Genomic DNA, 20185 nt, shown 5'->3' with positions numbered 1-20185 from the left:
TCACGTATACTTTCCCCCTCATTTTTTTCCGTTTTGTCTGCCTCATCCGTTTCTGCCCGTCCGTGACGCGATGCTGTCAGGCAAGATGATGACAGTCCGGCTTAGCAGGCTCGGGCGTTGTTCAGCTTATGAAGGTAACTCGGTGAATATTCAGGCACTTCTTTCCGCAAAAGTCAGTCAGGCAATGGTTTTAGCCGGCGCACCCGCCGATTGCGAACCGCAGGTTCGTCAGTCCGCCAGGGTCCAGTTTGGAGACTATCAGGCCAACGGTATTATGGCCGTGGCGAAAAAGCTGGGACAGGCTCCGCGACAATTAGCGGAAGCGGTGATCCAGCATCTCGACCTGACCGGCATCGCCAGCAAAGTCGAAATCGCCGGACCGGGCTTCATCAATATTTTCCTTGACCACGCCTGGCTGGCGAAGCATGCCCGTGAAGCCCTGAGTCTGCCGCGTCTGGGCGTGCAGCTGGCTGAGCCTCAGACGATCGTAGTCGACTACTCTGCGCCTAACGTCGCCAAAGAGATGCACGTGGGCCACGTCCGTTCCACCATCATTGGTGATGCCGCCGTTCGTACGCTGGAGTTTCTCGGCCATCAGGTGATCCGTGCGAACCACGTCGGCGACTGGGGCACTCAGTTCGGCATGCTGATCGCGTTCCTGGAAAAGCAGCAGAACGAGAACCACGCAGAGATGGCGCTGGCCGATCTCGAAGCCTTCTACCGTGAAGCCAAGCGCACCTATGACGAAGATCCTGAGTTTGCCGAGCGCGCACGCAGCTACGTGGTGAAATTACAGGGTGGCGATCCTTACTGCCGTGAGATGTGGAAGAAGCTGGTCGACATCACGATGAGTCAGAACCAGAAGATTTATGACCGCATGAACGTCACCCTGACCCGCGACGATGTGATGGGTGAGAGTCTTTACAACGATATGCTGCCTGGCATCGTGGCTGACCTGAAGCAGAAAGGGTTAGCCGTCGAGAGTGAAGGCGCGACCGTGGTGTTCCTGGATGAGTTCCAGAACAAAGAAGGTGAGCCGATGGGCGTCATCATCCAGAAGAAGGATGGTGGCTACCTCTACACCACGACCGATATCGCCTGTGCGAAATATCGTTATGAGACCCTGAAAGCTGACCGTGTTCTTTACTACATTGACTCCCGTCAGCATCAGCACCTGGTGCAGGCCTGGACTATCGTGCGTAAAGCCGGTTATGTTCCGGAGTCGGTGCCGCTCGAACACCATGCCTTTGGCATGATGCTGGGCAAAGATGGCCGTCCGTTCAAAACCCGCAGCGGTGGCACCATCAAGCTTTCCGACCTTCTGGATGAAGCTTATCAGCGTGCTTACACGCTGGTGCGCGAGAAGAACCCGGAGATGAGCGAAGCGGAAGTCAAAACGCTGGCGGAAGTGGTCGGGATCAGCGCGGTGAAATATGCTGACCTTTCAAAGAGCCGCACCACCGACTACATCTTCGACTGGGACAACATGCTGGCCTTCGAGGGTAACACGGCGCCCTACATGCAGTATGCCTACACCCGCGTACTCTCGGTGTTCCGCAAGGCGGGTATTGATGCCGATTCGCTGGATGCAGAGATTGTCATCAGCGAAGAGCGCGAAGCCCAGTTGGCGACCCGCCTGCTGCAGTTCGAAGAGATCATCACTCAGGTTGCCCGTGACGGCACTCCCCATGTGATGTGTGCCTATCTCTACGATCTGGCCGGTCTTTTCTCCGGCTTCTACGAGCACTGCCCGATCCTGACGGCAGAATCAGAGTCAACCCGCCTGAGCCGGCTGCAGCTGGCTGCGCTGACTGCGAAGACGCTGAAGCAGGGTCTGGATACGCTGGGCATCGACACAGTCGAGCGCATGTAATCGTCGCGACGGAGAGGGCCTTCCCTCTCCGTCGCTGACCCCGCCTGCCTTATTCCCCCTTCTCTGAGTGGCAGAACGACCTCATGTCTGTAGCAGCGCATCTCATCAGCCGTCATCTTCCTGCGGTAAAGCAGTTGCAATGCTTTCTGGCGGTCGCGCATGAGCTTAACTTTCGTCGGGCCGCCGAACGCCTGAGAATGACGCAGCCTCCCCTGACCCGCCAGATTCAGAGTCTGGAAGATCTGCTGGGGCAGCCCCTCTTCAGCCGGACGCCCCACGAGGTGACGCTCACCGAAGCCGGGCAGGCCCTGGTTGCTAAAGCGGAAGCGATCCTCATCGCCCTCGAAGCCTTAACCCAGGATGCGGGCCCTGTTGCCTCGCGCCTGCGTATCGGCGTAACCCGAACGCTGAACTTTGAAGCTATCACGCCGCTTAACCAGCAGCTCATGGCACTTCATGCCAGTGAAGAGATGGAGATGCCCAGCCTGACCTCCGCGCAGCTGCTGCAGAACCTGGCCCGTAACACGCTCGATTTAATCCTCACCGGAGAAAAAGGCGCGGAGGCTGATGAGGCCGTCCACTACGCCTGGGTTTACCGCGAGCCGCTGCTGGTCGTCCTGCCCGCCTCCCATCCTGCCGCCCGGGCGGAACAGGTTTCGCCTGAGGCCGTGGCTGACCTGCCCCTGTTCTGGTTTGCGCGCAGTGCCAATCCGCTGTTCTACGACAAATGTGAGCGCTACTTCGCCACGCTCCGCGTAGCGCTGAAACGGCAGCGGGAGCCGGAAGATTCACTGCTGATGCTGTCCCATATCGCCAGAGGCAAGGGTTTCGCCCTGATGCCCCGGTCAAAATGTACCTTTAATCAGGCCGGACTCTGCTACCGGCCGCTGAGCGAACGCGCAGCCCGGCACCTGGCCATTGATGTGTATGCCGCTATCCGTGCCGATGAAAAAAACGAGGCGGTTCTCGCAGCGCTGGAAAAAATATCCTCTCAAAGCTAACCCATTCCGTTAAAAAATAGCCGCACTTCATCGGAGAAAATATATTTACGCCGCCCTCAGAACGAAGCGTTAATTACCCACCCCCGCCCTTTTCCAATGTGCAATTAATAATTTCCGCCGCAGCTTCTCCGCTTATTTATTCACCTGACTGATACCTTAATGGCATTGCCGGAATAGCAATTCATGGCTATCGGCGTGAGTGAAATAATGGCGGCTCACTCACGAGGAGAGACAATGAAAACACGTACGTTATCTCAGGGGATGGAGGTCAGCGCGATCGGTTATGGCGCAATGGGGCTGAGCGAATTTTATGGTCAGACCGACGACCGCTACTCACTGCAGCTGCTTAACCAGCTACGCGAAACCGGCATCACCTTTATCGACACCGCCGATCTCTATGGCCGCGGCCACAACGAGCAGTTGATCGGTCAGTTTCTTGCCGGGCTGAGCCCGGCCGACCGGCAGACATTTACCGTCGCCACCAAATGTGGCATCGCCCGGCCAGCGGATGAGGCCTATGCCCGCACCATCAATAATGAGCCGGACTACATTATCCGCAGCTGCCACGCGTCGCTGAAACGGCTGGGCGTTGAGCGCATCGACCTGTTCTATCTGCATCGTATCAGTCCGGCGACACCGATTGAGGAGAGCATGGCGTGCCTCAGCAGTCTGGTGCAGCAGGGCAAGATTGCACAGATTGGATTGTGCGAAGCCTCCGCCGCCACGCTGAAGCGGGCGCATGCCGTGCATCCTCTGGCGGCATTACAGACGGAGTATTCACTCTGGACGCGGGACATTGAGGCGGCGATCCTGCCAATGGTGAAACAGCTCGGCATCGGACTGGTGCCCTACTCGCCGCTGGGCAGAGGTTTTCTTACCGGTAAATACCGTAACAACAGCGATTTTACTGAAGGCGACTTCCGCAAAAATAATGACCGCTTCCAGCAACAAAATCTCGACCACAATCTCTGCCTTCTTAACGCGATTGCGCCGCTGGCTGAGAAATATCACGCCACCAGCGGGCAGATTGCGCTGGCGTGGTTACTGGCTCAGTATGAAAAAGTGGTGCCGATCCCGGGCACGAAGCTGCTCGTCTGGCTTCATGAAAATGCCGGGGCCGCAGAGATTGAACTGGAAGAGGCCGATGTCCGGCTGCTGAATGGCCTGCATCAGCAGATCGAAGTCAAAGGTGGCCGCTACTCTGAAGAGGGAATGAAGGGGGTAAATGGCTGACCCTGATTAGCACTTGCGCACTGTGCAACGGTGCGCTAAGCTGATTTCAACATGATACAGGGAGGTCATGATGTGGCAACGTTAAGGAACATCGACAGTTTCAGGGATGAATGGCTCAGGGACTTTTTTTTATATAGGAAACATTCCGGAAAAATCCCGATGACACTCTCATCAGCCCTGGCCAGAAAGCTCGATATTATTAATGCCGCGGTAAATTATCAGGATCTGAGATCACCACCAGGCAATCGTTATGAGGAGCTGAACCCACCCCTGAAAGGATATGCAGCAATCAGAGTCAATGAGCAATACCGGCTGATTTTCAAATGGATCGACGGTAAGGCTGTTGATCTCTATCTGGACCCGCATAGCTACAAAAAACACAAATGATAATCACCAGACATCCTGATGTCGGACGCTGCCACCCTGCCGGCAGCATTATCAGACGCTGAAAGAGATGAAGAGAGCAACGATATGAATCAGGCGACCCGAAAACCGACCACTGTTGGCGACGTGTTACTTTACGAATACCTGGAGCCAGCTGGCCTGAAAATCCTTGATTTAGCAGAGATGCTGAAGGTACACCGTAACACCGTCAGCGCTCTGGTGAACAATAACAGGAAGCTGACACCGGATATGGCTTTCAGACTGGCTGCGGCCTTTGAGACCAGTGTGGAGTTTTGGCTTAACCTGCAGAACAGTGTTGATGTCTGGGAAGTGATGCACGATGCACGCGCTCAGGAGGAGATCAGTCGCGTAACCCCGCTGAAGACGTTTCTGGCGCAGAAAGAGAATCAGGTGGCATGAAAGTGAAGAACGTCGTGCTGACGGCGCGTTTACAGGCAAATCTTTCGACGAATCCCAGGGCCGCGCTCAGCGCGCCCTGATATCACATCTCCCGGATCTCAGGCCTCTTTCAGGCTCTCCGGTAACCACCCTACTCGTAGTTGACCATCACTTCGCTGCTGACCACCCGCAAACCTGGCGGCAGCGCCCCGCTGCCGGCAAAACCAAACACCATATGCAGCGGTTCATCGGCACTCAGATGGGCCAGCCCGCGCGTCACCCCGCTGGCCCCCTCCAGCGTTGCGCAGCGCTGCACGCCGCAGAGCCGCACCTCCAGGCCGGAAGGCGCCGGCCGGCTCAGCTCATAACGCCAGCTGATTACGCTGACCTCACCGCCCACACCGGTGGGGGGCGTCAGCGGCTGCGACCGCATCCAGCTGCCCCGGTTTGCCAGCGGTGGCCCGCTGGCACTGCCACTCCAGGCCCCGCCGGCCGCCTGTGCCATCAGCGGCAGCAGCAACAACAGAGCGATTGGCCAGCGCATTATTTGCCTCCGATGGTGGCGGTCATACGGATCTGGCGGTTGTCGCTCAGCTCCAGATTTGAAATTACCACCAGCTGTGGCAGGTTGCGGCGCAGGAAACGCGCCAGCAGCGCACGCAGCGGATGATTAACCAGCAGCACCGGTGGTGCGCCCAGCATCTCCTGACGCTGCAACGCCGCCTGTGCCTGGCTTAACAGCCGATCGGCCAGCCCCGGCTCCAGCCCGCCGCCACCCTGCAGGGCCTGCAGCAACAGCCGTTCCAGCGTCGAGTCCAGTCCGATTACCTGCACCTCATCATTACCCGGGAACCACTGCTGGGTAATCGCACGGCCCAGCGCCACACGAACGACGCTGGTCAGCTCCTGCGGATCGCTCTGCACTGGCGCATGCTCCGCCAGCGTTTCAATGATGGTTCGCATATCGCGAATCGACACCCGCTCAACCAGCAGGTTCTGCAACACTTTATGCAGCGTCGTCAGCGTGATTACACCCGGCACCAGATCTTCGGTCAGCTTCGGCATCTCCTGCGTCACCCGATCCAGCAACTGCTGCGCTTCCTGACGACCAAACAGCTCGCTGGCGTACTGACCAATCAGGTGATTCAGGTGGGTCGCGACGACGGTACTGGCTTCCACTACGGTAAAGCCCTGAATCTGCGCCTGCTCTTTCAGCGCGCTGTCAATCCAGACCGCCGCCAGGCCAAAGGCGGGATCGACCGTGGCTTCACCCGGCAGCGAGCCAGCCGCCGTGCCTGGGTTGATCGCCATCCAGCGGCCAGGGTACGCATCCCCGCTGCCAATCTCCACCCCTTTCATCAGAATGCGGTAGCGTGCAGGCGGCAGCTCCATATTGTCGCGAATGTGCACGACCGGCGGCAGAAAACCCACATCCTGAGCGACCTTCTTACGGATACTGCGGATACGCCCCAGCAGCTCGCCATTTTGCTGATGATCGACCATCGGAATCAGGCGGTAGCCTACTTCCATGCCCAGCGTGTCTTCCAGCTGCACATCGGTCCAGGAGGCTTCCGTGGCGGCAGGCGTGTCCGCCGCCGCTTTGTTACTGATGCTGCCTGCACTGTCCACTTTCTTCTTCGGCTGCATTTCGCGGCCACGCAGCCACCAGGCCAGACCCAGTAAGGCCGCGGTAAACAGCAGGAAGACAAAGTTAGGCATGCCCGGCACCAGGCCCAGCAGACCGATCACCCCGGCGCTGAGCATCAGCACGCGCGGATCTTTGAACAGCTGGGTGACCATCTGCTCGCCCACATCCTGATCGGTGGCGACGCGCGTCACGATAACACCGGCCGCGGTGGAGATAACCAGCGCCGGGATCTGAGCGACCAGACCATCACCGATGGTCAGCAGGGTATAGGTTTCTGCGGCATGACCCACATCCATACCGTGCTGCACCACGCCGACCAGCAGGCCGCCGATGACGTTAATCACCATGATCATGATGCCTGCGATGGCATCCCCGCGAACGAACTTACTGGCACCGTCCATCGAGCCATAAAAGTCCGCTTCCTGGGTCACTTCCGCACGGCGACGCTTGGCCTCATCTTCGCCGATCAGACCGGCGTTGAGGTCGGCATCGATTGCCATCTGCTTACCGGGCATCCCGTCCAGCACAAAGCGCGCGCCAACTTCCGCGATACGCCCGGCACCCTTGGTGATAACCATGAAGTTGATGATGACGAGGATGATAAACACCACAATACCGATGGCGAAGTTTCCGCCCACCAGGAAGTGGCCGAACGCTTCCACCACCTGCCCCGCCGCCGCGGCCCCCGTGTGTCCTTCCATCAGGATGATACGGGTCGACGCGACGTTGAGCGCCAGGCGCAGCAGCGTAGAGAAGAGCAGGATGGTCGGGAATGCCGCAAACTCCAGGGTCCGCTGGGTGAACATCGACACCAGCAGGATCATGATTGACAGCGCAATGTTAAAGGTAAACAGCAGATCGAGGATGAATGGCGGTAAAGGCAGCACCATCATCGACAGGATCATCAGGATCAGCACCGGACCTGCCAGCACCTGCCACTGCATCTCTTTAAAGTTGCCCGGTAAACGTAGTTTTGCGGCCAGGTTGTTAGCCATCGTTTTTGCTCTCTCCTGCAAAGTCCATCTCTGCCGGAACCGGCAGGTTTTTTGGTTTGGCTGGGATCAGGCCGCCTTCACGCTTCCAGCGGCGTGACTGCCAGACCCATGCCAGTACCTCTGCCACGGCAGCATAAAGCGCGCCGGGGATGTGCTGACCAATCTCAGTGTGTCGATACAAGGCACGCGCCAGCGGCGGTGCTTCCAGAACCGGGATGCGGTGCTCCGCGCCCAGTTCGCGGATTCTCAGGGCTATCTCGCCTGCGCCTTTGGCGACGACTTTTGGCGCACTCATCTTCTTCTCGTTGTACTGCAGCGCCACCGAGTAGTGCGTCGGGTTGGTGACGATAACGTCAGCTTTCGGCACATCCGCCATCATGCGGCGGCGCGCGGCGGCGCGCATCTGCTGGCGGATACGCCCCTTAACGTGCGGGTCACCCTCCTGCTGCTTATGCTCGTCGCGGATCTCCTGCATCGACATCTTCAGCTTTTTGAAGTGGCTGTAGAGCTGCCAGAAGACGTCATACCCCACCATCGGCACCAGCCCCAGCATCACCAGCGAACAGCAGACGGCGATCATCTCCATGCCGTGGATCAGCGCGGTGACCGGGGCTTCGCTGATCAGCCGCAGCATCTCCGGCCAGTGGCTCCAGATGTACCACCAGCCCACGGCACCGACGAGAATGGTTTTCAGCACGCCTTTAAACAGTTCAGTCCAGGCCTGAGCGGCAAACATTCGCTTGAAACCGGCCATCGGACTCAGTTTTTTCAGGTCGAACTTGATCGATTTGCCACTGAACACGATACCGCCCAGCAGCATGGGGGCGGCAATCGCCACCAGCACCAGCCCGCCCATCAGGGGCAGCAGCGCCATCAGCGCCTGCGTGATCAGTCCGCCGATGTGGCTGACAATGATTTTGTCATCTCTGACCATGCCATGATCAAAGCGGAGGCCGGTGGCGACCATCGCAGCCAGCCGGTGCGCCATCATGTTGCCGCCTACCCACAGGATCATGATGCCGGCCAGCAGCATCAGTAATGACGTCAGTTCGCGCGAACGCGGAATCTGGCCCTCTTCACGCGCTTTCTCAAGTCGGTGGGCCGTGGGCGATTCTGTTTTGTCTTCGTCGCTTTCTTCAGCCACGACAAACCTCAGCTGGCAGGAATTCTGAGCATAGGATGCCAAATCTGGCTTAAGTCAAAGCGGAGATAAGATGGGGAAAAAGGGCGTTCTTTCGGGGATGAATCTGGCAATGGGGAACGGGGCCACCGGAGGGTGACCCTGTTTCAGGGGAGTACAGCGCTGTTGCCCGCCCGCAGGCGGACAACATCGGGTCAGAACCCTAAGCTGTCCAGCAGGTCATCAACCTGATCCTGGTTCGCCACCACGCCCGGTGCATCGGCGTGGATCTGCGGCCCGTTCAGCAGGCTGGTGCCCTCCTGGCGCTTCTCTGCGCTGACTTCCGGCATGTTCTCCAGCAGCACCATCAACAGCTGGCGCTCAATCTCCTGGATCACATCCATCATGCGCTTGATTACCTGACCGGTCAGATCCTGGAAATCCTGCGCCATCATGATGGCCAGCAGCTGTTTGTTGGTGAAGGAGGTATGCTCTGGCACAGCGTCGAGGAATGCGCGCGTATCCGTCACCAACTCCCGCGCATCACCCAGTTCAATCGGGTTCTCAAACCACTCATCCCAACGCCCTTTCAGCTGAGTTGCCCCGGCTTCCATTTTATCCTGATGTGGCTGAGCTGCTTCAACACAGTTCAGCGCACGGTCGGCGGCCTGCGCCGTCATCTGCACCACGTAATCCAGACGGTCGCGGGCATCAGGAATAGCTTCAGCGGCATCGGCGATGGCTTTATCCAGCCCCAGCTCGCGCAGGCTGTCGCGCAGCATGCGGGTCAGAGACCCGATGCGACTGATGATGTCGTGTGCCGAGGCATCCATAGTTGGTTTCGGAAGGTCGCTCATCACATCTCCTTACATGCCCAGTTTTTCAAAAATTTTACCCAGCTTCTCTTCCAGGGTAGCGGCGGTGAAAGGCTTCACCACATATCCGCTGGCGCCTGCCTGAGCAGCAGCGATAATGTTCTCTTTCTTCGCTTCTGCGGTCACCATCAACACCGGCAGCGTGCTCATCGCCGCGTCGGCACGAATGGTCTGCAGCAGCTGCAGGCCATCCATGTTTGGCATGTTCCAGTCAGAAATGACGAAGTCGAAACCGCCTGCTTTCAGTTTGCCAAGGGCATCCACACCATCTTCTGCTTCTTCTACGTTATTGAAGCCCAGCTCTTTCAGCAGGTTACGGACAATACGACGCATCGTATTGAAGTCGTCTACTACCAAAAAGCGCATGTTTTTATCAGCCATATCTACTCCTGAGTTGTCTCGCCCGGCAGGACGGGCCTGTTAAATACGCAATGCCTGTCCGGCGCTAATTTTCGCCAGCATGTGCTGGCTGATGTTGCTTAAATCCACGACTTCATTCACACCGCCTGTGGCAATTGCCTCACGCGGCATGCCAAATACCACACAGCTGGCCTCGCTCTGGGCGATGGTCCAGGCTCCCGCCCGGTTCATCTCCAGCATCCCGGCGGCGCCGTCGTTGCCCATGCCGGTGAGGATCACCCCCACCGCATTTCGTCCGGCGTTGATCGCCACCGATTTGAACAGCACATCCACCGACGGTTTGTGCCGGTTAACCGGCGGGCCGTCATTGAGCTTCACAACATAGTTGGCACCGCTTCGGGCCAGCTCCATATGCATCGCGCCTGGCGCGATATAGGCGTGACCCGGCAGAATACGCTCGCCATCTTCCGCCTCTTTCACCGTGATCTGACACAGCTTGTTCAGACGCTCGGCAAAGGAGCGGGTAAAGCCTGGCGGCATGTGCTGGGTAATCAGCAATGCCGGGCTGGTCGCCGGTAACGGCTGCAGCACATGACGGATCGCCTCGGTGCCGCCGGTAGAGGAGCCAATCGCAATCAGTTTCTCACTACTCAGCAGCGGCCCTGCTTTCAGCGTCACCGGGGCCGGCATAGCGGCGCGGTTATGCAGACGGGCACGGGCCGCGGCGCGGATCTTGTCGCCAATCATCTGGCTGTAAGCCAGCATCCCTTCGCGGATGCCGAGCTGGGGCTTGGTGACGAAATCGACCGCCCCCAGTTCCAGCGCCCGCAGCGTAATCTCAGAGCCTTTTCCGGTCAGCGAGGAGACCATCACGACCGGCATCGGCCGTAACCGCATCAGTTTTTCCAGGAAATCGAGGCCATCCATGCGCGGCATTTCCACATCCAGCGTCAGCACCTGCGGATTGAACTGCTTAATCAAATCGCGGGCGACCAGCGGATCCGGCGCCGTAGCGACCATCTCCATATCCGGATGACTGTTGATGATTTCCGTCATCAGTTGCCGCATCAGCGCAGAGTCATCTACGCACATCACGGTGATTTTGCTCATCATCTTTCCTTCGTCAGTCCATAGACGGTTTGTCCGCGCAGCCAGAACTCTTTACTGATCTGACTGAAGTTCTCTGAGTGACCGGCGAACAGAATGCCGCCCGGCTTCAGCAGCGGGACAAACCGACGCAGAATCTTCTCCTGCGTCTCTTTATCGAAATAGATCATCACATTGCGACAGAAAATGGCGTCGAACGGCCCGGGCAGCGCCCACTCGTTAGCCAGCAGGTTAAGCTGGGCGAACGTGACCAGGCCACTGAGCTCAGGGCGCGCCCGCACCATGCCCGCATGCGGCCCGGTTCCGCGCAGGAAGAAGCGCTGCATCTGCGCCGGTGACAGCGTGCGCAGCTCCTCCTGGCGATAGACGCCGGAGACCGCTTTTTCCAGTACCTGGGTATCGATATCGCTGGCGTGAACCTGAAATTTGCCGGGTCCGGTCCCCAGCGTTTCGGCCAGCGTCATGGCGATCGAATAGGGTTCTTCGCCGGTTGACGCTGCGGTGCTCCAGACGCTGAAATTGCCCTGACGCTTACGTGCATGCTCCGCCAGAATCGGGAAGTGATGCGCTTCGCGGAAGAATGCGGTCAGGTTGGTCGTCAGGGCGTTAATAAACGCCTGCCACTCGGCACTGTTCGGGTCGGACTCCAGCAGCGCCAGGTAGCGACCGAAATCGTCGATGTTCAGCGTGCGCAGACGACGAACCAGGCGGTTGTAAACCATCTCACGCTTGTGATCGGCCAGTACGATACCGGCACGCTGATAGATCAGCTGGCTGATACGGCGAAAATGCGCATCGGAGAGCGGCAGGCGCTGCACCATCTGTGACAGCAGCGTTGTCGTCTCATTTTGATCTAATATCGTCGATTTTTTCATCTCTGCACCTGGCCCGAACTGAATACATTAACTCTGCTGCGATGTCCGGCCGCGAAACGGCGGCCGGACGACGGGCGATTAAAAGGTTTCCCAGTTGTCGTCACTGCGCGCAGCAGACTGACGGCCAACGGCTAACGGCGCATCAAGCTGTAGGGTTTTTGTCGCCGTTGTCTTGTTAACGGCCTGAGCGACAAATTCTTTACCAATATTGAACACTGAAACCGCCTGTTTTAAGTGACTTGCCTGATCTTCGAGCGCCGCAGCGGCTGCCGCTGACTCTTCAACCAGCGAGGCGTTCTGCTGGGTCACGCGATCCATCTCGGTAACCGCCAGGCCAACCTGGTCGATACCGCGGCTCTGCTCGTCTGACGCAGAGGCGATTTCACCCATGATGTCGGTCACGCGGGTTACCGCGCTGACGATGTTGCTCATGGTGTCACCGGCGCTTTCTACCAGCACCGAGCCGGTATTCACGCGACTCACGGAATCTTCAATCAGGCCTTTGATCTCTCTTGCGGCCTGGGCGCTGCGCTGCGCCAGGCTGCGCACTTCACCGGCCACCACAGCAAAACCGCGCCCCTGTTCACCCGCACGGGCGGCTTCAACCGCCGCGTTCAGCGCCAGAATGTTGGTCTGGAAGGCGATACCGTCGATGACGCTGGTGATATCGGCAATTTTCTTCGAGCTGCCCGCAATCTCTTTCATGGTGGTGACCACGCCATCCACCACTTTGCCGCCCTGCTGCGCGGTTTCAGAGGCGGTCAGCGCCAGCTTGGACGCCTGACGGGCGTTTTCGGCGTTCTGCTTCACGGTGGCCGTCAGCTGCTCCATACTGGCCGCAGTCTGCTCCAGAGAGGCCGCCTGCTCTTCCGTACGCGAAGAGAGATCGTTGTTGCCGATAGCGATTTCGCTGGCACCGGTGTAGATGGCGTCAGAGCCATCACGCACGGTACGTACGGTACGCACCAGCTCCTGCTGCATGTGCTGCAGAGAGGTCAGCAACTCACCGATTTCGTTTCGCACGCTAATCTCGATCGGCTGAGTCAGATCGCCACGCGCAATGTGCTGGATATGTTCCATGCTCTGACGCAGCGGACGGATCAGCACCGAGCGCATCACATTCCACACCAGGATAATCATCAGCAGCGTGACTGCCAGCGTGGCCACCACGATGGTGATAGAACGGGTATAGGCCTGCTGGTTAGCTTCGACACCCTGCTTCGCCAGGACCTGGTTGTACTCAAGCCAGGCGGTGTAATCTTTCTGGAACTTGTCCTGATAGCTCTGGGTGGGCTGATCGACAAAGCCTTTGAAGTTGCCGGTGGTGAAGAAGACCATCAGCTCCGCCAGCGCATCGTGATAGGCCTTGTAGTTCGCCTGCAGTGCCAGGACGTTTTCGGCCGTTTTGCCCTTCTCCGACAGGTTATCGTTGAAGATCTGATAGTTGATTTCCGCCTGTTTCAGCTCTTCACCCGCCAGTGCCACCAGCTCTTTCACGCTGGCACCCGATCCCGCCATCTGCGCATCCTGCAGAAAACGAATACCGGCGCGGTTGAGGGTGTTGCGCGCCTGAACAAGCGAAACCCATGAGGTGCCCATAGCCTGCTGCAGCGTATTCAGACGCTGGTTGTAGGCAAAGTTATCTTTATCTGAACTGACAGTTTTGAAGAACATTCCGCCGGAAAACAGCTGCAGCAGCGCAAACAGCGCCAGCACACACAGCAGGCCGGAAACAACGCGTACTCGACTAAACATAAACACCTCATTGGTTGCGATTCGTTTTGTTTATCGGCGCAACGTGAGGGAACTTTATGGATGGCGACGGCTTTACGCCGTCACCAGAGTCAAAGGAAGGAAAATCAGGCGCGGGAGATTTTGAAAACGGAGACCGCCTGCATCAGTACGCTGGCCTGCTGCTCCAGTGCGGCGGCGGCGGCGGCCGACTCCTCAACCAGGGAGGCGTTCTGCTGGGTGACGCGATCCATCTCCGTCACCGCCTGTCCGACCTGCTCAATACCGCGGCTCTGCTCATCCGATGCTGAAGCGATTTCGCCCATGATGTCGGTGACGCGGGTGACCGCCCCGACGATCTCGCTCATGGTGCTGCCGGCGCTTTCCACCTGCAGTGAACCACTGTTGACGCGCGTCACGGAATCTTCGATCAGGCCTTTAATCTCTTTGGCGGCCTGCGCGCTGCGCTGCGCCAGGCTGCGGACTTCACCGGCCACGACGGCAAAACCGCGCCCCTGTTCACCGGCTCGCGCCGCTTCCACGGCGGCGTTCAGCGCCAGGATGTTCGTCTGGAAGGCGATGCCATCGATCACGCTGATGATGTCAGCAATTTTCTTCGAGCTGCCCGCGATCTCTTTCATGGTGCTGACGACACCATCGACCACTTTTCCGCCCTGCTGCGCGGTTTCCGAGGCGGTCAGCGCCAGCTGAGAGGCCTGGCGGGCGTTGTCCGCATTCTGCTTCACGGTGGCGGTCAGCTGTTCCATGCTGGCTGCGGTCTGCTCCAGCGAGGCGGCCTGCTCTTCGGTGCGGGCCGACAGATCGTTGTTACCGGCAGCGATTTCGCTGGCGCCGGTAAAGATGGCATCAGAGCCGTCGCGCACATTGCCGACCGTCATCACCAGTGACTGCTGCATCTCATGGATGCCTGCGGCCAGCTGGCTCATCTCGTTGCGGCCTTCAACCACAATCGGCTGTGTCAGATCGCCAGACGCGATAGCACGAATCTGGGTCAGCAGCTGGTGCAGCGGCTGAATCAGCACCTGACGCAGGCCAAACCAGCAGGCGACGATCACGGCAATGACCGTAATACCAATCGCGCCCAGCAGCCACATCATCTGGGTGAAGGCACGCTGGTTCTGCGCCATGCCCTGATCGGAAAGCTCAGTCTGACGTTCACGCCATGCGCTGTAACTCTCCTGCATGGAAACCTGCTTCTGCTCGATGTTCTGTTTGAACATCCCTTCCAGATCGCGGGCCTGCAGGCTCGCCACCATCCCCTTCAGCCCTTTTTCATATTGCGCATAATCCGCTTCGAGTCTGTCACGCAGCGCCACTTCCAGGCCCGGCGTGGCAGGCAGATCGTAGTAGATTTTGAAGTGACGATCGGCTTCCGCTAACTGACTGTTAGCGCGGTTCATCAGATCATCCAGCTGACCGCCGTTCATCTGCGCCGCCATGCTGGTCTGCAACCGCAGCATGGCGCGGTTCAGTGTGGTGCGGCTGTTGTTCAGAGAGATATAGGCATCCGTCATCGAGGTGACGTTGCGGTTAGAGACCTGCGACAGTGCAAAAGCCGCTTTGTCATTATTCAGAGCGGACCAGAAAAGGCTGCCAGACATTAACTGGAGCGTGCCAAAGATAACCAGTACGGCGATTAAACTGGTCACCACTTTTATTTTTTTTAACATCTCGTTCCCCTGCAGGTTGATTAAGGTGCAGCGGCTATATCGGCGTGATTACGGGATTAATTAACGCTTTTCGGCACCTGAAGACCGAAAATGGCTTTTGTAATTATTTTTATCAGCGCGGGGCTATCAGTTTGACTTTAGTCAGAAAAAGCACAAAGGGTGCGCCCCGCCTCGCAGGATGGACAGCGCAGAATCAGACGCAATGCCAGTGCGTCTGACTGACAAGGGTGAAAATCGTATCTGAGTCATCGCACACCCGACTCCCGGTGTGCTTCAGCGATAGAGAGGTGGCAACGCAGGCGTTCAGCCTGATGAATCCTTGAAGGCCAGCCAGATCAGGATGACCGCTGACGTATCAGCAGAGTAAGGCGGGAAATCAGCGCAGGTGTCGGGGGAGATATCTGAATAAACGGGAATGAGGTCAGGCATGAAGGATCACGGGCCGGTTAAGACCGGCCCGTGATAAACACCTTACGCGCGCAGGTTATCGACCAGCGCCATCTCGTCGCTGCTCAGCAGCTTCTCGATGTCGACCAGAATCAGCATACGCTCGCCGAGCGCACCCAGACCGGTCAGGTATTCGGTAGACATGGTGACCGCGAACTCCGGGGAAGGACGGATCTGATCCTGGGTCAGCGACAGCACATCAGAGACGCCGTCAACCACAATGCCGACCACGCGGTTTTCCAGATTCAGCACGATGACCACGGTGTTGTCATTGTACTCCACATCGGGCTGTGCAAACTTCACGCGCAGATCGATGATCGGCACGATAACGCCGCGCAGGTTGGTTACACCACGGATAAAGTCAGGGGTGTTTGCGATACGGGTAACCTGATCGTAACCGCGGATCTCCTGCACTTTAAGGATATCGATGCCGTACTCTTCGTCGCCCAGCGTGAAAACCAGGAACTCCTGACCTACGGTTTCGCCAGCAATTTTTGTCACGGTTGCCATTCCATTCATGTTATTTACCTTTTCGTTTTCAATCAGGCGGCAGCGCCGGCCACACGTTTTTCACGGTTCAGAGATTGCAGGGCGGAGACATCGACAATCAGCGCGACGCTACCGTCACCCAGAATGGTCGCGGCAGAGATGCCCGGTACCTTGCGATAGTTGCTCTCCAGGTTCTTCACCACCACCTGATGCTGACCAATCAGCTGATCGACCAGCAGCGCATAGCGTTTGCCCGCGCTCTGCAGGATCACGACGATGCCCTGCGTGGCTTCCGTTTTCGCGCCCTGCACATCAAAGACGTTCCACAGTTCAACCAGCGGCAGATATTCGCCACGCACTTCCAGTACGCACTCGCCACCCGCCAGCGGCTTCAGCTCTTCGGCGCGCGGTTGCAGCGACTCCATCACCGCATTCAGCGGCAGAATGAAGACTTCGTCGGCCACACGAACGGACATGCCGTCGAGGATGGCCAGCGTCAGAGGCAGCAGGATGCGAATGGTGGTGCCTTTGCCCTGCTTCGAGGCGATTTCGACGTGACCGCCCATCTCCTGAATGTTTCGTTTCACCACGTCCATACCGACGCCGCGTCCGGAAACATCCGTCACCTGCTCTGCGGTGGAGAAGCCTGGCGCGAAGATCAGCATGCCGACCTCTTCATCACTCATGTTCTCGCTGACCGGCAGGCCGGATGAGAGCGCTTTAGCCAGAATACGTTCACGGTTAAGGCCGGCACCATCGTCGGAGACTTCGATACAGATGTTGCCGCCCTGATGTTCCGCGGAGAGCGTCAGGTTACCGGTCGCAACCTTGCCAGCCGCCACGCGTTTCTCAGGCGTTTCGATACCGTGGTCCAGGCTGTTACGCACCAGGTGCGTTAACGGGTCGATGATGCGTTCAATCAGGCTCTTATCGAGTTCGGTCGAGCTGCCCAGCAGGGTCAGTTCAACCTCTTTACCGAGCTTGCTGGCCAGGTCACGCACCAGACGCGGGAAGCGGCTGAAGACATATTCCATTGGCATCATACGAATCGACATCACCGATTCCTGCAGATCGCGGGCATTACGCTCCAGCTGACCCATGCTGTTCAGCAGGTCGCCATGCGCGACCGGGTCCAGCTCGCCGGAACGCTGCGCCAGCATGGACTGGGTGATCACCAGCTCGCCCACCAGGTTGATCAGCTGATCAACCTTCTCTACCGCCACGCGGATACTGGTGGATTCGCTTGATTTGGCCGGGGCCGCGGCGCGCTTGCTTTCACGCTTCGCTGGTGCCACCGGCAGTTCGGTGACACTGGCCGTGTGGACTTCTTCCACCACGGGCGCGGCAACCGCCGCCACCGGTGCGGCAACGGCGTCGTCCGCCTCCGGGAAGCGGATCTGTGCTTCGTCGATGACGAAGCAGAGCACCGCCACGATGTCATCTTTGCCCACGCCATCGATGCAGACATCCAGCGTGGTGCTGCCTTTCTGCACGTTGGTCAGGGTGCCGAGATTGCCCATCTCTTCCAGCATCAGATCGACTTCTTTCTCTTTGAGGTCGATCAGCTGAACACGCAGGCCACTGCTGCTGGTGCTGACAGGTTCTTCACTGACAGGCACCACGCTGACCGGCAGTTCTGCCGGCAGACCTTTAGCCTCCAGCGCCAGCTGGCGCAGTGCTTCACAGATATATTTGAAGCTTTCCGCGTTCGGCTCCTGCGCGGTTTTATATGCATCGAGCTGTTCCTGCATAATATCTTTGGTTTCCAAAAACAGGTTGATGATGTCGGTGCTGAGCTGCATCTCGCCGCGACGAGCACCATCCAGAATGTTTTCCAGGATGTGAGTCGTTTCCTGTAATACCGTAAAACCAAAGGTTCCGGCCCCACCCTTAATGGAGTGAGCGGCGCGGAAGATGGCGTTGAGCTGTTCAGAATCTGGCTCCTGCGGGTCAAGGCCCAGCAGGTGTTGTTCCATATCCGCTAATAGCTCATCGGCTTCATCAAAAAACGTCTGGTAAAAATCGCTGATGTCCATACTCACGGGAATCACCTCGGCTGTGAGGGGGCTGCTGTATTCACCGCGCTGCCCTGGGGTGCTGGCGGTGCGGTAATTTTTTCAATGGCCGCCGGATCGCTGATCTGGACGGCATCACTTTCTGCGTTCTCTTTTTCTATTGCCGCTTCGGTGTCATGGTTCAACACCAGCAGGCTGATGCGGCGGTTCACTGCATCATTCCCGCCGCGATTTTTCAGGCGCATGGTGTCGGCCATACCCAACACCCGCAAAACTTTGCCGCTGTCCAGGCCACCCATCACCAGTTCACGGCGGGAGGCGTTAGCGCGGTCGGTCGAGAGTTCCCAGTTGCTGTAGCCTTTGTCGCCGCCGGCATACTGGAAGTCATCGGTATGTCCGGCCAGGCTGATGCGGTTCGGGATGTCATTGAGGATCGGCGCTATCGCACGCAGAATGTCGCGCATATAAGGCTCCACCTCGGCACTGCCGGTCTTAAACATCGGGCGATTCTGGCTGTCGATAATCTGAATACGCAGCCCCTCTTCCACCATGTTAATAATCAGATGCGGACGCAGCGTTTTCAGACGCGGATCGGCCTCAATCATCTGATCGAGCTTCTCCCGCAGCCGGTTGAGACGGATCTCATCCAGCTGACGTTTCTGCGCATCCATATCGACCTTTTTGTTCACTTCACCGATCTTTTTCGTCGGATCATCCCCGCCGCCGGGGATCGGGCTTTCGCTGTCGCTGCTGCGCTGCCCGCCGGTGATCGCTACCTTCAGTGGCGTTTTAAAGTAGTCTGCTATCTGCACCAGCTGCTGCGGGTTGGCGATCGACAGCAGCCACATCACCATAAAAAAGGCCATCATCGCCGTCATAAAGTCGGCGTAGGCAATCTTCCACGAACCGTGGCTGCCTTCATGGCCTTTATGTTTGCGCTTTTTGATCAGCACAATTGGGCGATTGCCGTGTTTCATGAAGCCTCGTCCGAAGTCTGTTTAGCCGGGTTTTTCGCGTTACGCACATGCTCTTCCAGTTCGCTGAACGACGGGCGCTCGGCGGAATAGAGCGTCTTACGACCAAACTCCACCGCAATCTGCGGGGCATAACCGTTCAGGCTCGACAGCAGCGTCACCTTGATGCACTGCATCATCTTGGTGGTTTCCGCACACTTCTGACGCAGAACGGACGACAGCGGAGAGATAAATCCGTAGGCCAGCAAAATGCCCAGGAAGGTTCCCACCATCGCATGGGCCACCAGTGCGCCCAGTTCCGCCGCCGGACGGTCGGCCGACGCCAGTGCGTGCACCACGCCCATGACCGCTGCCACGATACCGAATGCCGGCAGTCCGTCACCCACCGCCGCTATACTCTGCGCTGGTACGTCACACTCATGTTCGTAAGTCTCAATCTCTTCATCCATCAACGCTTCAATTTCAAAGGCGTTCATGTTGCCGCTGACCATCAGACGCAGATAGTCAGTAATGAAATCGACTAACTGTTTATCGGCAAGAATGCGGGGATAATTAGCAAAAATTTCACTCTGGCTGGGATCTTCGATATCGCGTTCCAGCGATAACATCCCCTGCTGACGCGATTTGGCCATCAGACGATAAAGCAGCGCCATCAGATCCATGTAAACCGCTTTGTTGTACTTTGAGCCGCGAAATAACAGCGGCAGCGCTTTCATGGTCTTTTTAATCGACTTGCCGTTGTTGCCGACTAAAAAAGCACCGGCACCCGCGCCGCCGATCATTAATAATTCGGCTGGCTGATAAAGCGCGCCCAGATGGCCACCGACCAGTGCATATCCGCCCAACACGGAGCCTAAAACAACCAGGTAACCTATAATTATCAGCACAAAAAATCCTTACGTCCGTAACGTGTTGGTGGAAGTTAAGCCAGAGAGCCGCAGGCGTTATTCTCAAACCGGAAGCAAAAA

Annotated in this window: 18 protein-coding genes; 5 read left to right on the top strand and 13 right to left on the bottom strand. The window is 57.8% G+C overall.

Translation table 11 applies throughout. From position 1 onward, the window contains the following. The first annotated feature begins 142 nt into the window (after positions 1 to 142). The 5 genes from argS to CKF42_RS05755 all read left to right on the top strand — a co-directional run bounded on the left by argS (position 143) and on the right by CKF42_RS05755 (position 4911). Complete coding sequence (gene argS, locus CKF42_RS05775; protein ID WP_111207745.1) at positions 143 to 1873, top strand: arginine--tRNA ligase; 1731 nt, start codon at positions 143 to 145, stop codon at positions 1871 to 1873. An 83-nt stretch (positions 1874 to 1956) separates the two neighbouring features. Further along, complete coding sequence (locus CKF42_RS05770; protein ID WP_111207744.1) at positions 1957 to 2874, top strand: LysR substrate-binding domain-containing protein; 918 nt, start codon at positions 1957 to 1959, stop codon at positions 2872 to 2874. A 234-nt stretch (positions 2875 to 3108) separates the two neighbouring features. Then, positions 3109 to 4107, top strand: coding sequence for an aldo/keto reductase (locus CKF42_RS05765; protein WP_111207743.1), 999 nt, complete (start codon positions 3109 to 3111; stop codon positions 4105 to 4107). Between the two features lie 51 nt (positions 4108 to 4158). Beyond that, a complete protein-coding gene (locus CKF42_RS05760) occupies positions 4159 to 4494 on the top strand; it encodes a type II toxin-antitoxin system RelE/ParE family toxin (protein WP_111207742.1) in 336 nt (111 codons plus the stop codon). A gap of 84 nt (positions 4495 to 4578) precedes the next feature. After that, positions 4579 to 4911, top strand: coding sequence for a HigA family addiction module antitoxin (locus CKF42_RS05755; RefSeq protein WP_046102057.1), 333 nt, complete (start codon positions 4579 to 4581; stop codon positions 4909 to 4911). Between the two features lie 130 nt (positions 4912 to 5041). Here CKF42_RS05755 and CKF42_RS05750 read toward each other — a convergent pair whose 3' ends face one another. The 13 genes from CKF42_RS05750 to motA form a co-directional block, all read right to left on the bottom strand. Further along, positions 5042 to 5434 (bottom strand): flagellar protein FlhE, encoded by a 393-nt coding sequence (locus tag CKF42_RS05750; RefSeq protein WP_009089686.1) that lies wholly within the window; start codon positions 5432 to 5434, stop codon positions 5042 to 5044. After that, complete coding sequence (gene flhA / locus CKF42_RS05745) at positions 5434 to 7533, bottom strand: flagellar biosynthesis protein FlhA (protein ID WP_111207741.1); 2100 nt, start codon at positions 7531 to 7533, stop codon at positions 5434 to 5436. Before flhA ends, CKF42_RS05750 begins: the two co-directional genes overlap by 1 nt. Then, entirely contained in the window at positions 7526 to 8677 is a 1152-nt protein-coding gene (gene flhB / locus CKF42_RS05740) for a flagellar biosynthesis protein FlhB (protein ID WP_009089683.1), read from the bottom strand. The genes flhA and flhB overlap by 8 nt, the downstream gene beginning before the upstream one ends. Before the next feature lie 191 nt (positions 8678 to 8868). Further along, the gene (gene cheZ, locus CKF42_RS05735) at positions 8869 to 9510 is read right to left on the bottom strand and encodes a protein phosphatase CheZ (RefSeq protein WP_009089682.1); all 642 of its coding nucleotides are present in this window, start codon (positions 9508 to 9510) and stop codon (positions 8869 to 8871) included. A gap of 9 nt (positions 9511 to 9519) precedes the next feature. Further along, complete coding sequence (gene cheY, locus CKF42_RS05730) at positions 9520 to 9909, bottom strand: chemotaxis response regulator CheY (protein ID WP_003849158.1); 390 nt, start codon at positions 9907 to 9909, stop codon at positions 9520 to 9522. Positions 9910 to 9948: 39 nt separating this feature from the next. Beyond that, positions 9949 to 10998, bottom strand: a complete 1050-nt coding sequence (locus tag CKF42_RS05725; RefSeq protein WP_009089678.1) for a chemotaxis response regulator protein-glutamate methylesterase — start codon at positions 10996 to 10998, stop codon at positions 9949 to 9951. Further along, complete coding sequence (gene cheR / locus CKF42_RS05720; protein ID WP_009089677.1) at positions 10998 to 11870, bottom strand: protein-glutamate O-methyltransferase CheR; 873 nt, start codon at positions 11868 to 11870, stop codon at positions 10998 to 11000. The genes CKF42_RS05725 and cheR overlap by 1 nt, the downstream gene beginning before the upstream one ends. Positions 11871 to 11948: 78 nt before the next feature. Beyond that, on the bottom strand, positions 11949 to 13625 hold the full coding sequence (locus CKF42_RS05715; protein WP_046102009.1) for a methyl-accepting chemotaxis protein: 1677 nt from the start codon (positions 13623 to 13625) through the stop codon (positions 11949 to 11951). 104 nt (positions 13626 to 13729) lie between these two features. Next, positions 13730 to 15292: a methyl-accepting chemotaxis protein gene (locus CKF42_RS05710; RefSeq protein WP_111207740.1), complete on the bottom strand. Its 1563-nt coding sequence runs from the start codon at positions 15290 to 15292 to the stop codon at positions 13730 to 13732. A 471-nt stretch (positions 15293 to 15763) separates the two neighbouring features. Then, positions 15764 to 16258 carry a chemotaxis protein CheW gene (gene cheW / locus CKF42_RS05705; protein WP_009089670.1) on the bottom strand — a complete coding sequence of 165 codons (495 nt, stop codon included), beginning with the start codon at positions 16256 to 16258 and terminating at the stop codon, positions 15764 to 15766. 23 nt (positions 16259 to 16281) lie between these two features. After that, positions 16282 to 18264: a chemotaxis protein CheA gene (gene cheA / locus CKF42_RS05700; RefSeq protein ID WP_181161907.1), complete on the bottom strand. Its 1983-nt coding sequence runs from the start codon at positions 18262 to 18264 to the stop codon at positions 16282 to 16284. An 11-nt stretch (positions 18265 to 18275) separates the two neighbouring features. Beyond that, positions 18276 to 19220, bottom strand: a complete 945-nt coding sequence (motB, locus tag CKF42_RS05695) for a flagellar motor protein MotB (protein WP_009089667.1) — start codon at positions 19218 to 19220, stop codon at positions 18276 to 18278. Further along, positions 19217 to 20104, bottom strand: coding sequence for a flagellar motor stator protein MotA (motA, locus tag CKF42_RS05690; RefSeq protein WP_009089665.1), 888 nt, complete (start codon positions 20102 to 20104; stop codon positions 19217 to 19219). Before motA ends, motB begins: the two co-directional genes overlap by 4 nt. Positions 20105 to 20185 lie beyond the last annotated feature (81 nt).

It is taken from the genome of Pantoea sp. ARC270 (assembly GCF_003236725.1).
GTDB classification, from domain to species: domain Bacteria; phylum Pseudomonadota; class Gammaproteobacteria; order Enterobacterales; family Enterobacteriaceae; genus Pantoea; species Pantoea anthophila.
The sequence above is the reverse complement of the archived record's forward strand: the minus strand, read 5'-3'. Positions and strand labels throughout refer to the sequence as shown.

Bases quoted from the DNA above. Each gene is read 5' to 3' on its own strand.
- CKF42_RS05710 (WP_111207740.1), bottom strand. From the start codon at position 15,292: ATGTTAAAAAAAATAAAAGTGGTGACCAGTTTAATCGCCGTACTGGTT.
- CKF42_RS05715 (WP_046102009.1), bottom strand. From the start codon at position 13,625: ATGTTTAGTCGAGTACGCGTTGTTTCCGGCCTGCTGTGTGTGCTGGCG.
- CKF42_RS05755 (WP_046102057.1), top strand. From the start codon at position 4,579: ATGAATCAGGCGACCCGAAAACCGACCACTGTTGGCGACGTGTTACTT.
- CKF42_RS05725 (WP_009089678.1), bottom strand. From the start codon at position 10,998: ATGAGCAAAATCACCGTGATGTGCGTAGATGACTCTGCGCTGATGCGG.
- cheA (WP_181161907.1), bottom strand. From the start codon at position 18,264: ATGGACATCAGCGATTTTTACCAGACGTTTTTTGATGAAGCCGATGAG.
- cheW (WP_009089670.1), bottom strand. From the start codon at position 16,258: ATGAATGGAATGGCAACCGTGACAAAAATTGCTGGCGAAACCGTAGGT.
- CKF42_RS05760 (WP_111207742.1), top strand. From the start codon at position 4,159: ATGATACAGGGAGGTCATGATGTGGCAACGTTAAGGAACATCGACAGT.
- CKF42_RS05750 (WP_009089686.1), bottom strand. From the start codon at position 5,434: ATGCGCTGGCCAATCGCTCTGTTGTTGCTGCTGCCGCTGATGGCACAG.
- motB (WP_009089667.1), bottom strand. From the start codon at position 19,220: ATGAAACACGGCAATCGCCCAATTGTGCTGATCAAAAAGCGCAAACAT.
- cheR (WP_009089677.1), bottom strand. From the start codon at position 11,870: ATGAAAAAATCGACGATATTAGATCAAAATGAGACGACAACGCTGCTG.
- cheZ (WP_009089682.1), bottom strand. From the start codon at position 9,510: ATGAGCGACCTTCCGAAACCAACTATGGATGCCTCGGCACACGACATC.
- flhA (WP_111207741.1), bottom strand. From the start codon at position 7,533: ATGGCTAACAACCTGGCCGCAAAACTACGTTTACCGGGCAACTTTAAA.
- cheY (WP_003849158.1), bottom strand. From the start codon at position 9,909: ATGGCTGATAAAAACATGCGCTTTTTGGTAGTAGACGACTTCAATACG.
- CKF42_RS05765 (WP_111207743.1), top strand. From the start codon at position 3,109: ATGAAAACACGTACGTTATCTCAGGGGATGGAGGTCAGCGCGATCGGT.
- CKF42_RS05770 (WP_111207744.1), top strand. From the start codon at position 1,957: ATGTCTGTAGCAGCGCATCTCATCAGCCGTCATCTTCCTGCGGTAAAG.